The organism is Intestinirhabdus alba (assembly GCF_009711095.1).
GTDB classification, from domain to species: Bacteria; Pseudomonadota; Gammaproteobacteria; order Enterobacterales; family Enterobacteriaceae; genus Intestinirhabdus; species Intestinirhabdus alba.
Window position 1 is genome coordinate 24,858 of sequence record NZ_WMJZ01000035.1, and the last position, 14,292, is coordinate 39,149.

Here is a 14,292-nt window from a genome sequence, read left to right on the forward strand (position 1 = left end):
GGGAAATCAAGAGGCAGCTTTGCCAGATATTACCCTCCGCTCCTGGCTAAAGGGGCAAATTAGCCGGTAAGTATGTTGTTTTTTTTCATTACATGATCAACCTCTGATTTTAGGTTGTGTCCCTTAACCGGGCGTGGCGTCGACGCTGAGCCAGAAGCGCGTGATCAAGGCGGAGGGCGCAGGACAGTGCCGCCGTTTGCGGCAACCGCACTGCCGGTTAAGCGTTTATAGTTTTCGGAAACATGTAAAAGCAGTACAGTGCACTGTAATAAAATTACAGCTACAACCTGGCAAACGAACCAGGAATCCTCACTTAAGGAGAATGACATGGCGGTAACGCAAACAGCCCAGGCATGTGACCTGGTCATTTTCGGCGCGAAAGGCGACCTTGCACGCCGCAAACTGCTGCCTTCCCTCTATCAGCTGGAAAAAGCCGGCCAGATTCATCCGGACACGCGTATTATCGGAGTGGGGCGCGCTGACTGGGATAAAGAAGCCTGGACCAGGGTTGTCCGCGAAGCGCTCGAAACCTTTATGAAGGAGAAAATCGATAAAGGTTTATGGGAAACCCTTAGTGGACGTCTGGACTTTTGCAACCTGGACGTTAACGACACTGCCGGATTTGTGCGTCTGGGCGAGATGCTGGATCAAAAAAATCGCACCACCATCAACTATTTCGCGATGCCGCCGGGCACCTTCGGCGCTATTTGCAAAGGGCTGGGCGAAGCGAAGCTGAACGCTAAACCGGCGCGCGTGGTGATGGAAAAACCGCTCGGCACGTCGCTGGCGACCTCCCGGGAAATCAACGATCGGGTCGGCGAGTATTTTGAAGAGCGCCAGGTGTACCGCATCGACCACTACCTGGGCAAAGAGACGGTTCTCAATCTGCTGGCGCTGCGCTTCGCCAATTCGCTGTTCGTTAACAACTGGGATAACCGCACCATCGATCACGTAGAGATTACCGTGGCGGAAGAGGTGGGGATCGAAGGGCGGTGGGGCTATTTCGATCAGGCCGGCCAGATGCGCGATATGATTCAGAACCATCTGCTGCAGATCCTCTGCATGATCGCCATGTCGCCGCCTTCCGATCTGAGCGCGGACAGCATCCGCGATGAAAAGGTGAAAGTGCTGAAATCGCTGCGCCGCATCGATCGTACTAACGTGCGGGAAAAAACGGTTCGCGGCCAGTACACCACCGGCTTTGCCCAGGGCAAAAAGGTGCCCGGCTATCTGGAAGAAGAGGGGGCAAATAAGAGCAGCAACACCGAAACATTTGTTGCCATCCGCGTGGATATCGACAACTGGCGCTGGGCGGGCGTGCCGTTCTACCTGCGTACCGGCAAGCGTCTGCCGACCAAATGCTCGGAGGTGGTGGTCTACTTTAAAACGCCGGAGCTAAACCTGTTTAAGGAGTCCTGGCAGGATCTGCCGCAGAACAAGCTGACTATCCGGCTGCAGCCGGATGAAGGGGTGGATATCCAGGTGCTGAACAAAGTGCCGGGTCTGGATCACAAACATAACCTGCAGACCACTAAACTCGATCTGAGCTACTCAGAAACCTTTAACCAGACGCACCTGGCGGACGCCTATGAGCGCCTGCTGCTGGAGTCCATGCGCGGGATCCAGGCGCTGTTTGTGCGTCGTGACGAGGTGGAGGAGGCGTGGAAGTGGGTGGATTCCATTACCGAAGCCTGGGCAATGGATAACGAAGCACCAAAACCGTATCAGGCGGGAACCTGGGGTCCGGTTGCCTCGGTGGCGATGATCACCCGCGACGGACGTTCCTGGAACGAATTTGAATAAATTCTCCGCTGTCAGCAGAGTGATATTTTACCGGTAACATGATCTGACTCAGCCAGCAGCATAATTTTTATGCTTTCAGGCCCCGCGTGGATTCACCCGCGGGGCTTTTTTTATTACACTGCCTGAATCGATTCTTCACCTGAGCTCAGGCCAATGAACGCTTCTGCCGGCTTCGTGCAGCGATAAAAGCCTTGTTAGCCCTGTAGCCCTGACAGATAAATTACAGGAGCCTTTATGAATCCGAAGATGTTACGGGTAACAAAGCGTATTATTGAGCGCTCCCGCGCAACGCGGACCGCCTACCTTTCCCGAATTGAGCAGGCTAAATCCAGCGTTGTTCATCGTTCTCAGCTGGCCTGCGGTAACCTGGCCCACGGTTTTGCCGCCTGCCAGCCCGAAGACAAAGCGTCCCTAAAGAGTATGCTGCGTAACAATATCGCTATTATCACCGCCTGGAACGAAATGCTGTCGGCGCACCAGCCCTACGAGCACTATCCGGAGATTATCCGCCGGGCGCTGCATACGGTTAATGCGGTCGGCCAGGTGGCGGGCGGCGTTCCCGCCATGTGTGATGGCGTGACCCAGGGACAGGACGGAATGGAGCTGTCGCTGCTCAGCCGTGAAGTCATCGCCATGTCTGCGGCGGTAGGGCTGTCGCATAATATGTTCGACGGTGCGCTGTTCCTCGGCGTGTGCGATAAAATCGTCCCCGGCCTGGCGATGGCGGCCCTGTCGTTTGGCCACCTGCCGGCAATTTTCGTGCCTTCCGGCCCGATGGCGAGCGGATTGCCAAACAAGGAAAAAGTGCGGATCCGTCAGCTGTATGCCGAAGGTAAAGTTGACCGGGCGGCGCTGCTGGAGGCTGAAGCCGCCTCCTACCACGCGCCGGGCACCTGCACCTTCTACGGGACGGCAAATACCAATCAGATGGTGGTGGAATTTATGGGGATGCAGCTGCCGGGCTCCTCATTTGTCCATCCCGACTCGCCCCTGCGCGAGGCGCTGACCGCCGCCGCCGCGCGGCAGGTAACGCGGCTGACCGGTAACGGCAGCGAGTGGATGCCGATCGGCAAAATGTTCGATGAAAAAGTCGTGGTGAACGGTATTGTGGCGCTGCTGGCAACCGGCGGCTCGACCAACCATACCATGCACCTGGTCGCGATGGCGCGGGCGGCGGGAATTTTAATCAACTGGGATGATTTCTCCGATCTCTCTGAGGCCGTGCCGCTGATGGCGCGTCTTTATCCCAACGGTCCGGCCGATATTAACCATTTTCAGGCCGCCGGGGGCGTGCCGGTGATGATGCGCGAGCTGCTCAACGCCGGTCTGCTGCACGAAGAGGTGAACACCGTCGCCGGTCCGGGCCTCTCGCGATACACCCTTGAGCCGTGGTTAAACAACGGTGAGCTGGAGTGGCGTGAGGGGGCGGAGAAATCCCTGGATGACGCGGTGATCGCCCCCTTTGATAAACCCTTTTCTCCCCACGGCGGGACCAAAGTGCTGAGCGGCAACCTGGGGCGCGCGGTCATGAAAACCTCCGCCGTCCCGGTTGAAAATCAGACTATCGAGGCACCGGCGGTGGTCTTCGAAAGCCAGCATGACGTACTGCCGGCCTTTGAGGCGGGGCTGCTTGACCGCGACTGCGTGGTGGTTGTCCGATATCAGGGGCCAAAAGCGAACGGAATGCCAGAATTACATAAACTCATGCCGCCACTTGGTGTATTATTGGACCGTCGTTTCAAAATTGCGCTCGTTACCGATGGACGGCTTTCCGGTGCTTCAGGTAAAGTACCTTCGGCCATTCACGTCACCCCGGAAGCATACGCTGGCGGGCCGTTGGCTAAAGTGCGCAATGGCGACCTTATTCGCGTCAATGGACAAACGGGCGAATTAACCCTGCTGGTGGACGACGCCGAGCTGGCCGCGCGCCAGCCGCATATTCCGGATCTCAGCGCGTCGCGCACAGGAACCGGGCGTGAGATGTTCAGCGCGCTGCGTGAAAATCTGTCCGGCGCGGAGCAGGGTGCAACCTGTATGACTTTTTAAGACGTTTAAAGCCTGGCCTGCGGGGTTATCCTGTTGACGGTTTGGGTTTCGGATTGCGCCCATACAAAGCGTAGCGACGTGTTGTACGGACCGAGGCCTGAACCGGCGGCATAAGTACCTGCCGGAGCCGGCTCTCATTTTGTACTCAGGCGAGAGAAAACTCTGATGAAAAACTGGAAAACAAGTGCTGAAGCTATCCTGACCACCGGTCCGGTTGTGCCGGTTATCGTGGTGAACAAGCTGGAGCACGCGGTGCCGATGGCGAAAGCGCTGGTCGCGGGCGGCGTGCGCGTTCTGGAAGTCACCCTGCGCACTCCGTGTGCGATGGATGCCATTCGCGCTATCGCCAAAGAGGTTCCGGAAGCGATTGTCGGTGCCGGCACCGTGCTGAACCCGCAGCAGCTGGCGGAAGTCACCGCGGCAGGCGCGCAGTTCGCGATCAGCCCGGGCCTGACCGAGCCGCTGCTGAAGGCGGCGACGGAAGGCACTATCCCGCTGATCCCCGGAATCAGCACCGTTTCTGAACTGATGCTGGGTATGGACTACGGTCTGAAGGAGTTTAAATTCTTCCCGGCGGAAGCTAACGGCGGCACCAAAGCGCTACAGGCGATCGCGGGTCCTTTCTCTCAGGTGCGCTTCTGCCCGACCGGCGGCATTTCCCCGGCGAACTACCGCGACTACCTGGCGCTGAAAAGCGTACTGTGCATCGGCGGCTCCTGGCTGGTTCCGGCGGATGCGCTGGAAGCGGGCGACTATGCCCGTATCACTAAGCTGGCGCGCGAAGCGGTGGCAGGCGCGAACCAGTAAGCCACTCAGCGCCGGTGAACAGCGTTCACTGGCGCTACAGGTTTCAGGCCCGGCAGGCAATCCTGCCGGGCCTTTTTTATCCCGAAATCTTCAGCTGCGCGACCGCCCGTTTCGCCCGCGCTACCGCCTCTTCAACGCTATCCGCCGTCGCCAGCGCCACGCCCAGGCGGCGGGTGCCGTCAATTTCCGGCTTACCGAAAAAGCGAACCTGTAAACCCGCCCCCAGCGCCGCCTGCACGTTATCAAAGGTGACATTCTGGCCGGTAAGGTGAGGCAGGATCGCCGCAGAGGCTGAGGGACCGTAGTGGCGGATCGCCCCTACCGGCAGGCCGAGGAAGGCGCGGACGTGAAGGGCAAACTCCGACAGATCCTGCGAGATCAGCGTTACCATGCCCGTATCGTGCGGTCGGGGCGAAACCTCGCTAAAGATAACCTCGTCTCCGCGGACAAACAGTTCGACGCCGAACAGGCCATATCCTCCCAGCGCCAGCACCACCCGGCGGGCCATCTCCTGCGCGCGTTCAAGGGCCAGGGCGCTCATGCGCTGGGGCTGCCATGACTCGCGGTAGTCACCCTCCTGCTGGCGATGGCCAACCGGCGCGCAGAAGTGTACCCCGTCCACGGCGCTGACCGTCAGCAGGGTGATTTCAAAATCAAACCGCACCACGCTTTCGACAATGACCCGGCCGGCACCCGCTCTGCCGCCCTCTCTGGCATATCTCCAGGCGGCGGAGAGCTGGTCGGCATCGCGAATAAGGCTTTGTCCTTTTCCGGACGAACTCATCACCGGCTTGACGATGCACGGATAGCCGATTTCCCCAACGGCTTCCCGGAAGGCCGCCTCGCTGTCGGCAAAGCGGAAAGCCGAGGTTGGTAGCGCCAGCTCCTCGGCGGCAAGGCGACGAATGCCTTCACGATTCATCGTCAACTGCACGGCGCGGGCGCAGGGCACGATGTTCAGCCCCTCCTGCTCCAGCGCCGTCAGGGCATCGGTGGCGATGGCCTCGATTTCCGGCACAATATAGTGCGGCTTTTCCAGTTCAATTATCCGGCGCAGCGCCCCGGCGTCGAGCATATTGATGACGTGAGCGCGGTGGGCGACATGCATAGCCGGAGCGTCCGGGTAGCGATCGACCGCGATCGTCTCAATGCCCAGCCGCTGACACTCAATGGCGACTTCTTTTCCCAGTTCGCCGGAACCTAATAACATCACCCGCGTCGCTGCCGGACGCAGCGCAGTGCCTAATAACGTCATAAAGAAACATCCCCTGATTAACCTGCGTGGAGTATAAACGAAAACGTTTGCGCGTGTCTTTATCACCGGCTTGATCTTGAGGTTGAAAAAGAATACACTGTACAAAAACACAGTAATCGAGAGGCTGCAGATGGCGGTTGAAATTAAATATGTAGTGATTCGGGAAGGTGAGGAAAAGATGTCATTTACCAGCAAAAAGGAAGCCGATGCGTATGACAAAATGCTGGATACGGCGGATCTGCTTGATACCTGGCTGGCGCAGTCGCCGGTTGCGCTGGAAGATGAGCACCGCGAGGCGCTTTCTCTCTGGCTGGCCGAGAATAAAGAGGTGCTGAATACCATTCTCAAAACCGGCAGGCTGCCTTCTCCACAGGTGGTGGAAAACGGTAATGCAGCGGAAGACGACTCCCGGGCGGCGTGAGCCTGAACCGGGTTGCCCGTGTCTGCTTCGTTTCTGTTAAGTAAGCGGCCTCTGTAGCGGCCGTTGTTGCTTACCGCCGGGGTGAATGGCGCTGATGCAGGATACAAAGCGTAAGCGCCGCAGCCATGTCAGCCCGCTGGCGGTGGCACCGAAGGCGGGCGGGCCGGCCTGCTGGTGGTCAGTAAGTCGTCCCGCAGGCTGCTCAGCAAATACGGCTCCGGTGCGCTGCGCGTGGGCGACGGGGCTATTGCGGGATCGGTGCTATAGAATAAATATAAGGATAAAGTCCGCGCCGACGAAGCGCAGGCTGGCGCGCAAAGCGCCCCGCTGGAAGCGCGCACGGAGCGCCTTATTCTCGCTCTGGTTTTTGCAGCTAAAAGCGATGGTCATATAGATGCCAGCGAGCATGCGGCCATCGAACAGCAACTGCATGATGCGGGGGTGGAAGAGCAGGGGCAGCTATTTATCGCTCAGGCTATTGAACAGCCGCTCGATCCGTAGCGGCTGGCGCAGGGCATTCGTAGCGAAGAAGAGGCGCTGGCGATCTATTTCCTGAGCTGTGCCGCCATCGACATCGATCGCTTTATGGAGCGTAGCTGTTTCAATGTCCTGGGCGACGCGCCGAACCTCCCGCAGGAGGCGGGAAGAGATTGAGCAGGATCTCAGACAGCAAAAACAGCGGCTGACAGATTAGCGGCGCACTCTGAGGTAACGTGTTTCGCTTGCATCATGCGTGACTTTTGCCACCCTTATAGGACGTTTAATGCAAAAGAACAATGATATGCTACCGAAAGCCAATCGCATCCCCCACGCTATGAGCCTGCATGGCGATACACGTGTTGATAACTATTACTGGCTGCGGGATGATACCCGCTCTCAGCCGGAGGTCCTTGATTATCTGCATCAGGAAAATGCGTATGGTCATCGGGTGATGGCGACCCAGCAGGCGCTGCAGGATCGGGTACTTAAGGAGATTATCGACCGTATTCCACCCCGGGAAGTCTCCGCCCCCTACGTGAAAAACGGCTATCGCTACCGCCATATCTATGAACCCGGCTGCGAATATGCCATCCACCAGCGGCAGTCCGTTTTAAGCGAGGAGTGGGATGCGTGGGAGCTGCTGGTTGACGGCAACAGGCGGGCCGCCCACAGCGAATTCTATACCCTGGGCGGCATGGCGATAACCCCCGACAATACGATAATGGCGCTGGCGGAGGATTTTCTCTCCCGCCGCCAGTATGGTCTTCGTTTTCGCAATCTCAAAACAGGCAACTGGTATCCGGAAATGTTGGATAATGTGGCACCGGAGTTTGTCTGGGCGAACGATTCGCAAACCCTCTATTATGTACGCAAACATGCCACTACTCTGCTGCCTTATCAGGTATGGCGGCATAATATCGGCACGCCGTCCTCCCTGGACGAGCTGATTTATGAAGAGAAAGACGATACGTTCTACGTCAGCCTGCACAAGACGACGTCTCAACACTACATTGTGATCCACCTGGGCAGCGCCACGACCAGTGAGGTGCGGCTGCTTGACGCGGAGCTGGCCGATGCGGAGCCGATGCTCTTCCTGGCCCGGCGTAAAGATCATGAATACAGCCTCGATCATTATCAGCATAAATTTTATCTGCGCTCCAACCGCCATGGAAAAAACTTTGGTCTGTACCGCACCCGCGTTCGCGACGAACGGCAGTGGGAGGAGCTGATCCCACCGCGTGAAAGCATCATGCTGGAAGGTTTTACGCTGTTCACGGACTGGCTGGTGGTGGAGGAGCGGCAGCGTGGGCTTACCAGCCTGCGGCAGATTAACCGCAAAACCCGGGAGGTGACGGGGATCGCCTTCGACGATCCGGCCTACGTTACCTGGCTGGCCTGGAACCCGGAGCCGGAAACTTCCCGCCTGCGCTACGGCTACTCTTCAATGACCACCCCCGATACGCTGTTCGAGCTGGATATGGATACCGGCGAGCGCCGGGTGCTGAAACAGACCGAAGTCCCCGGTTTTGATGCCGCCAGCTACCGCAGCGAGCACTTATGGATCACCGCGCGGGACGGCGTCGAAGTCCCCGTTTCGCTGGTGTATCACCGTAAGCACTTCCGGAAAGGGCACAACCCGCTGCTGGTCTACGGCTACGGCTCCTATGGCTCCAGTATTGACGCCGACTTCAGCAGCAGCCGCCTGAGCCTGCTCGATCGCGGATTCGTGTACGCCATTGTTCACGCACGCGGCGGCGGCGAGCTGGGCCAGCACTGGTATGAAGATGGCAAATTCCTGAAAAAGAAAAATACCTTCAACGACTATCTCGACGCCTGCGATGCGCTGCTCGGGCTGGGCTACGGTTCGCCGTCGCTGTGCTATGGTATGGGCGGCAGCGCGGGCGGAATGCTGATGGGCGTGGCTATTAACGAGCGCCCGGATCTGTTTCACGGCGTTATCGCCCAGGTGCCGTTTGTGGATGTCCTGACCACCATGCTTGACGAATCCATTCCGCTGACCACCGGAGAATTCGAAGAGTGGGGCAACCCCCAGGACCCGCAGTATTACGACTATATAAAAAGCTATAGCCCGTATGACAACGTTACGGCGCAGGCTTATCCGCACCTGCTGGTGACCACCGGGCTACATGATTCGCAGGTGCAATACTGGGAGCCGGCAAAATGGGTGGCGAAGCTACGCGAAAAGAAGACCGATGATCATCTGCTGCTGCTGTGCACGGATATGGATTCAGGTCACGGCGGCAAGTCCGGGCGCTTTAAATCCTGGGAAGGGGTGGCAATGGAGTATGCTTTCCTGATCGCACTGGCCCAGGGAACATTGCCCTGAAGGCCGGAAGTCAGGCCTCATTCAGGTAGTGTTTCAGCGTTAAGCGCAGTTCCGGGCTCATATTATCAAGGTTTTTGTACAGCCAGCGCAGATAGCCCGGATCGCGTTCGGCGACGTCGGAAACGGCTTTGCCGCGATACTTGCCGAAGGTAAAAGTGGTCAGCAGCCCCGGACGGCCGGTAATTTCCACCATCTGCTCGGGCGTCCAGCCGGAAGTGTTGATGATATCGAGCAGCAGGGCTGCGGTAATATAGCAGTCATACAGCGCGCGGTGATGATGAAGGCCCGGCGGCGTCTGGACGCTCAGCTTGCGGGATTTATACAATGCCATGTTGCTGTATTTCATACCCGGCCACAGGCGGCGGGAGAGCTTCATGGTGCAAATCCACTCGCCGGGCATCTCCGGCAGTACGCGGCGGTCAAAGCTGGCGTTGTGTGCGACATACCAGTCGCTGCCGTGGTAGTGCGGAATAACTTCTTCTATCCACGGTTTGTCGGCCACCATGGCTTCGGTGATGCGATGGATTGCCATTGCCTGCGGGCTTATCGGGCGGTCAGGCCGCACCAGATGGCTCATCGGATTGACGATCTGGCCATCAACCACGTCCACGGAGGCAATCTCGACAATTCCCCCCTGAAGACCACAGGTCTCTGTATCTATAATTCTCAGCATGGCAGACTCCGGTTCGAAAATGCCTGGCGTAATGGAACAACATCTCCTTGCCAACCCTGAGGCGTTTGCTGACCGGTCAATAATAACGAACCGCTATCCGCCCGAACGATCAGCTGGCCGTTTTCATCCCATAGCGTGCTGCCGCCGCGCGCGTTGGCCATCAGGATGGCAATGGCGAAACGATGAGAAAAACGCTGCAGACGCGAGCTAAAATCCCGCAGATCATATTCGGCAATACACTGACTGGTGGTAATCAGCGAGTAAGCTGAGTCAAGATCGTCTCCGTCTGGCTGTTTATTAATCATGCTAATGGATTTTAGCTCCGGAGCCAGGCAGGCCCCGTGACTCTGAGGAAAGGTCAGCGGTGAGGCGATTCCAGGGGTGAAAACGGCAATACTCTTGACCAGACTATCCTCATGCCTGACCTGCAAACCGGCGATGATAGTCAGGCGTAACGCGGATGCGGCCTGAGAGAGGGGCTGTAGCAGTGGATCATCGGGAAGGACGGTCTGCAGACAGTCGGTATCGCTACAGCCCATCAGCGACAGGGCGGGAAACACCAGCAGTTCACACTGCTGGTCGGCTGCGGCTTCAACAAAATGCAGATGCTGCGCTACCTGATCGGCAAGGGGCATTTTCAGCGGTTCATACTGTGCAGCTGCTATTTTCCAGAGCGACATAACGACTTCCTTTTCTCAAGGCTTATAATCATCCCTGAAGGAGGGGATAAGAATTTGCTTATAATGTAGCATCGAAATTGTAATAAAGCGTAACTATGCGGACGATTATTTTGATTTCGGCTCATAGGGCAGGCGAGAAAGATTAACCGAGGCCAGCCTGTGGGCAATAAGGCGCTCGCGGAACCAGTCGCGTAGATGCTCCGGCTGCTCGCGTTCGACAACCTCCGCCACGACGGGCATATTATAGCGCTCTTTAAACGCCACTCCGGCCGCGGCCAGGTCAACGTTCACTTTATCCATTTCAGCTTGTTCAAGTTGAGCCAGATTTGTCTTCATGCGCTTCTCCTTATCAATCGCGCGCAACGTTACTAAGAGTCCGTCGTATTGGCAAGTCAGAAATGATGTTTCTCGACTCGATCATTGTAGGAGGTTATGCTCTGTAACTAAGCGATAACAAAAAGGAATAGTTTATGATTTCTCAACGCCTCCCGCTGCAGCGTGCGTTTCTCTTTATCGCCGTCGTGGTGACGACACCCGCCGTCTGGGCGCATGCCCATCTGACCCATCAGTATCCTGCAGCCAACGCCGCAATGAGTACATCGCCGCAGGCCCTGACGCTGAATTTCTCTGAAGGTATTGAACCTGGATTCAGCGGTGCCACGCTCAGCGGGCCAAATCAGGAAAAGATTAAAACGCATCCGGCGAAACGCAACGAGCAGGATAAAACGCAAATGATTATTCCACTCGGTGAACCCCTTAAGCCAGGCAGCTATACCGTGGAGTGGCACGTCGTGTCAGTGGACGGGCACAAGACGAAGGGACAATACGTTTTTAGCGTACAGTAAAAATGTTGAGTTTTGTCTGGATAACGCTGCGGTTTGTCCACTTTACCGCGCTGATGTTGACCTTTGGCAGCGCGCTGTACGGTGCCTGGCTGGCACCAACGCCGTTCCGGCGATTGATGGCGCGACGTTATCTGCGGCTGCAGCAGTACGCCGCCGCCTGGAGTTTTCTCAGCGCGGGGCTAATGTTGGCGATACAGGGCGGACTGATGGGCTCCGGTTGGCCGGATGTGCTCTCCGCCCCGGTATGGTATGCCGTTTTGCAAACCCGATTCGGCGCGGTGTGGCTGTGGCAAATTATCCTTGCGGCGATTACCCTGGTCGTGGCGCTGATGGTGCCGCGAAGCCTGCCGCGTCAGCTGCTGATCCTGAGCAGCGCCCAGTTTATCCTTCTGGCTGGTGTCGGGCATGCGACGCTGCACGTGGGGGTTACCGGTGCCGCCCAGCAGATTAATCAGGCGCTCCACCTTATCTTCGCCGCCGGTTGGGTGGGCGGTCTGCTGCCGGTGATCTACTGTATGCGCATGGCGCAGAGACGCTGGCGTCAGCAGGCGATAGCGACCATGATGCGTTTTTCCCGCTACGGCCATCTGGCGGTGGCTGGTGTGCTGCTGACGGGGATAGCCAACGTGCTGTTTATACGCGGCGTTGTGTCGTTCTGGCTGTTGCCGTGGGGGCAGTGGCTGCTGCTTAAATTTGTGCTGGTGATGGTGATGGTGGTGGTCGCGCTGGTGAATCGTTATGTTCTGGTACCGCGCATGCGGCAGCGGAGCCCGCGCGTGAGCGTGTGGTTCATCTGGATGACTAAGTTTGAGCTGGGGACCGGTGCCGTGGTGCTGGCGGTTGTCAGCCTGTTCGCAACCCTTGAACCGTTTTGATGGATTGATTAACCGATGAAAAAGATGATGCTTTCTCTGCTGCTGCTAACAAACAGTGGCGTCGCTCTGGCGGCCCCGCAGATTATCACTGTCAGTCGCTTTGAGGTGGGCAAAGACAAATGGGCGTTTAATCGGGAAGAGGTGATGCTGACCTGTCGTGCGGGGAATGCGCTGTATGCGATTAATCCGAGCACCCTGGTGCAGTACCCGCTCAATGGCGTTGCGCAGCAGGAGGTTGCCAGCGGTAAAACCAACGCCCAGCCTGTGTCGGTCATTCAGATCGACGATCCGGCAAGGCCGGGAGAAAAAAAGAGCCTGACCCCGTTTATCGAACGTGCGCAAAAGCTCTGCCAGTAACCAGCAGGCTGCTGCCTGCTAAAAAAAACCGCAGGCTTTTTATTATAAGCCTGCGGCTTGTTGCTCTCCGGCACGTGACGATCGCCGCTTTTTAGCGGCCGCTTTGCATGCGGACTGGAAAACCTGGCGTCGTCATCTATTCTTAAAGGGCAAGGCAAACTGGCCTGCATAAATGCCAACTTTTAGCGCACGGCTCTCTCCCAAGAGCCATTTCCCTGGACCGAATACAGGAATCGTATTCGGTCTTTTTTTATTTTCCTTGTAAATCAGCAAGTTACATGGCGATACACGAAAATCCACGAATTTTCCACGAAAACTGATATTCGGTCTTTTTCCTTGTTACAACAATGTAAAGGCTTTCTCCCTCATATCCAAGTATTTTTCTGTCATTTTTTCTGATTTGTGCCCCAGCAGTTTTTGAGCAAAATCCTTGCCATATTCTTTTTCATAAAGACGCCCTGCCAGACTGCGGATTTCGTGGAACGTCGGCGGTGTTTCGCTTAATGCAATGCCCGCATTTTTTCTTGCTTTTACAAAACCTTTTGTCAGGCCATCCGGATGTATGGAGCCGTCAGGGCTGTTTTTTCTTATCCCTGCGCTTATCAGGTAATCACAGCGGCTCACCAGTCGACAGCGGTCTACGACAGCTGAAAGCTTAAGCCCCGCACTTTCCAGGGATAGTGACAGCGGTACGGCGATCATCGCACCAGTTTTGATCTGAATTATATGTAGCCGGCCATCATAAATATTGCTGAATTTCATATTAGCAATATCCTCGCGTCGTTGTCCGGTGACTAAAGCCAGGTCCATTGCCAGACCGAACCATGCCGGCTGCTGTTCCGCAGTACGTCGAATGGCCTGAAACTGCTCAAATGTAAGGCGCTGGCGCGATACTTCGATTTTCGGTGCCCTGGTCGGATCTACCGGGTTAACTGAAGCTCGCCCCTCTACGATAGCCTCCCTGAAAATGTCGGACAGAACAGAGCGTAAAGTGCCGGCCATCGTTTTTTTCTTCAGCAATCCAGGGTTCCAGAAATTCTGCGACGTGACGTGTCGTAATCTGTGACATCATCACCGGCAAAGCCCCGTAGCCATTCGTGCTGGAGCATAATTAGTAGTAAAAACTGGTCTGAAAAAGCGCTGGAGAGGTTTACTGTGGCTCTCAATCAGGCGAGAGAGGAAGGATTCAGAGGAGAGCAGGCGCTGAGGCGTGTCCGCTCGCTACTTTGGCCTGAGCCACCAGCAAGCCTGATTGATGAAGCGATAAATAATGACGATGTGGAGTTTGTTGAGCGGGCTGTACTGCAGGCGTTCGATTTAACGGATCCGGTTTATGTAGTTGGTTGCCAGTATTACACCACCCGCAAAAAAATTTCGAACATCACCAGAGAACTGCAGTTGATCGCACCATGGCTTTCTGATAATGAGGCGAGAAAGCGCGTCAGGTGGTACCTGGAAATATTCAGGGCCAAAGCTTTTCTATCAATACGCCGGAATATGGATAAATTAGAATAATAGTGTATTTATCAAAAAGTGCTATTTATTGTAATTGCTATTGGAAACGGGCCAATAATTTAGATAATCACCACATGCTTGGCAGAGCTGCGCCACGATGGCAGCGATGAAAAGCGACAATCTGAAAACACTTTAAACCCCGCTCACGCGCTGAGGGATCCCCAGTAATGGGCGGGTAAAAAAGGACG

The 14,292-nt window shown here is 56.4% G+C and carries 12 protein-coding genes and 3 pseudogenes; 10 read left to right on the plus strand and 5 right to left on the minus strand.

What is annotated here, in order from left to right; genetic code table 11:
• Nucleotides 1-327: 327 nt before the first annotated feature.
• The 3 genes from zwf to kdgA all read left to right on the plus strand — a co-directional run bounded on the left by zwf (nt 328) and on the right by kdgA (nt 4,656).
• Entirely contained in the window at nt 328-1,803 is a 1,476-nt protein-coding gene (zwf, locus tag GJV78_RS19235; RefSeq protein ID WP_155109828.1) for a glucose-6-phosphate dehydrogenase, read from the plus strand.
• A gap of 234 nt (nt 1,804-2,037) precedes the next feature.
• Entirely contained in the window at nt 2,038-3,849 is a 1,812-nt protein-coding gene (edd, locus tag GJV78_RS19240; RefSeq protein ID WP_155109829.1) for a phosphogluconate dehydratase, read from the plus strand.
• 165 nt (nt 3,850-4,014) lie between these two features.
• A complete protein-coding gene (gene kdgA, locus GJV78_RS19245; RefSeq protein WP_155109830.1) occupies nt 4,015-4,656 on the plus strand; it encodes a bifunctional 4-hydroxy-2-oxoglutarate aldolase/2-dehydro-3-deoxy-phosphogluconate aldolase in 642 nt (213 codons plus the stop codon).
• Between the two features lie 76 nt (nt 4,657-4,732).
• On the opposite strand, the gene purT is transcribed toward kdgA, so the two are convergent.
• Nucleotides 4,733-5,911: a formate-dependent phosphoribosylglycinamide formyltransferase gene (purT, locus tag GJV78_RS19250; protein WP_155109831.1), complete on the minus strand. Its 1,179-nt coding sequence runs from the start codon at nt 5,909-5,911 to the stop codon at nt 4,733-4,735.
• 130 nt (nt 5,912-6,041) lie between these two features.
• On the opposite strand from purT, the gene yebG reads away from it, so the two are divergent.
• The 3 genes and pseudogenes from yebG (at nt 6,042) to ptrB (ending at nt 9,159) form a co-directional block, all read left to right on the plus strand.
• Nucleotides 6,042-6,332 carry a DNA damage-inducible protein YebG gene (gene yebG, locus GJV78_RS19255; protein WP_155109832.1) on the plus strand — a complete coding sequence of 97 codons (291 nt, stop codon included), beginning with the start codon at nt 6,042-6,044 and terminating at the stop codon, nt 6,330-6,332.
• A gap of 144 nt (nt 6,333-6,476) precedes the next feature.
• A pseudogene (locus GJV78_RS19260) lies at nt 6,477-7,026 on the plus strand (tellurite resistance TerB family protein); the annotation flags it as partial.
• Between the two features lie 87 nt (nt 7,027-7,113).
• Entirely contained in the window at nt 7,114-9,159 is a 2,046-nt protein-coding gene (gene ptrB / locus GJV78_RS19265; protein ID WP_155109841.1) for an oligopeptidase B, read from the plus strand.
• A 10-nt stretch (nt 9,160-9,169) separates the two neighbouring features.
• On the opposite strand, the gene exoX is transcribed toward ptrB, so the two are convergent.
• From exoX to GJV78_RS19280, 3 genes are all read right to left on the minus strand, one after another.
• Nucleotides 9,170-9,832, minus strand: a complete 663-nt coding sequence (exoX, locus tag GJV78_RS19270) for an exodeoxyribonuclease X (protein ID WP_155109833.1) — start codon at nt 9,830-9,832, stop codon at nt 9,170-9,172.
• Nucleotides 9,826-10,512, minus strand: coding sequence for a nitrilase-related carbon-nitrogen hydrolase (locus GJV78_RS19275; protein ID WP_155109834.1), 687 nt, complete (start codon nt 10,510-10,512; stop codon nt 9,826-9,828). Before GJV78_RS19275 ends, exoX begins: the two co-directional genes overlap by 7 nt.
• Before the next feature lie 105 nt (nt 10,513-10,617).
• Nucleotides 10,618-10,848: a DNA polymerase III subunit theta gene (locus tag GJV78_RS19280; protein ID WP_155109835.1), complete on the minus strand. Its 231-nt coding sequence runs from the start codon at nt 10,846-10,848 to the stop codon at nt 10,618-10,620.
• Between the two features lie 134 nt (nt 10,849-10,982).
• Here GJV78_RS19280 and yobA point away from each other — a divergent pair, with 134 nt between their 5' ends.
• The 3 genes from yobA to GJV78_RS19295 are packed head-to-tail and all read left to right on the plus strand — an operon-like array spanning nt 10,983 to nt 12,589.
• Complete coding sequence (gene yobA / locus GJV78_RS19285) at nt 10,983-11,357, plus strand: CopC domain-containing protein YobA (RefSeq protein WP_155109836.1); 375 nt, start codon at nt 10,983-10,985, stop codon at nt 11,355-11,357.
• A gap of 2 nt (nt 11,358-11,359) precedes the next feature.
• A complete protein-coding gene (gene copD, locus GJV78_RS19290) occupies nt 11,360-12,232 on the plus strand; it encodes a copper homeostasis membrane protein CopD (RefSeq protein WP_155109837.1) in 873 nt (290 codons plus the stop codon).
• Between the two features lie 15 nt (nt 12,233-12,247).
• Nucleotides 12,248-12,589, plus strand: coding sequence for a YebY family protein (locus GJV78_RS19295; RefSeq protein WP_155109838.1), 342 nt, complete (start codon nt 12,248-12,250; stop codon nt 12,587-12,589).
• A gap of 339 nt (nt 12,590-12,928) precedes the next feature.
• Here the strand turns inward: GJV78_RS19295 and GJV78_RS19300 are convergent.
• Nucleotides 12,929-13,652, minus strand: a pseudogene (locus GJV78_RS19300) (tyrosine-type recombinase/integrase); the annotation flags it as partial.
• A 5-nt stretch (nt 13,653-13,657) separates the two neighbouring features.
• Here GJV78_RS19300 and GJV78_RS19305 point away from each other — a divergent pair.
• Nucleotides 13,658-14,104 (plus strand): annotated as a pseudogene (locus tag GJV78_RS19305) (hypothetical protein); the annotation flags it as partial.
• Nucleotides 14,105-14,292 lie beyond the last annotated feature (188 nt).

Bases quoted from the DNA above. Each gene is read 5' to 3' on its own strand.
- zwf (WP_155109828.1), top strand. From the start codon at position 328: ATGGCGGTAACGCAAACAGCCCAGGCATGTGACCTGGTCATTTTCGGC.
- GJV78_RS19295 (WP_155109838.1), top strand. From the start codon at position 12,248: ATGAAAAAGATGATGCTTTCTCTGCTGCTGCTAACAAACAGTGGCGTC.
- yebG (WP_155109832.1), top strand. From the start codon at position 6,042: ATGGCGGTTGAAATTAAATATGTAGTGATTCGGGAAGGTGAGGAAAAG.
- purT (WP_155109831.1), bottom strand. From the start codon at position 5,911: ATGACGTTATTAGGCACTGCGCTGCGTCCGGCAGCGACGCGGGTGATG.
- GJV78_RS19280 (WP_155109835.1), bottom strand. From the start codon at position 10,848: ATGAAGACAAATCTGGCTCAACTTGAACAAGCTGAAATGGATAAAGTG.
- exoX (WP_155109833.1), bottom strand. From the start codon at position 9,832: ATGCTGAGAATTATAGATACAGAGACCTGTGGTCTTCAGGGGGGAATT.
- edd (WP_155109829.1), top strand. From the start codon at position 2,038: ATGAATCCGAAGATGTTACGGGTAACAAAGCGTATTATTGAGCGCTCC.
- GJV78_RS19275 (WP_155109834.1), bottom strand. From the start codon at position 10,512: ATGTCGCTCTGGAAAATAGCAGCTGCACAGTATGAACCGCTGAAAATG.
- kdgA (WP_155109830.1), top strand. From the start codon at position 4,015: ATGAAAAACTGGAAAACAAGTGCTGAAGCTATCCTGACCACCGGTCCG.
- ptrB (WP_155109841.1), top strand. From the start codon at position 7,114: ATGCTACCGAAAGCCAATCGCATCCCCCACGCTATGAGCCTGCATGGC.
- copD (WP_155109837.1), top strand. From the start codon at position 11,360: ATGTTGAGTTTTGTCTGGATAACGCTGCGGTTTGTCCACTTTACCGCG.
- yobA (WP_155109836.1), top strand. From the start codon at position 10,983: ATGATTTCTCAACGCCTCCCGCTGCAGCGTGCGTTTCTCTTTATCGCC.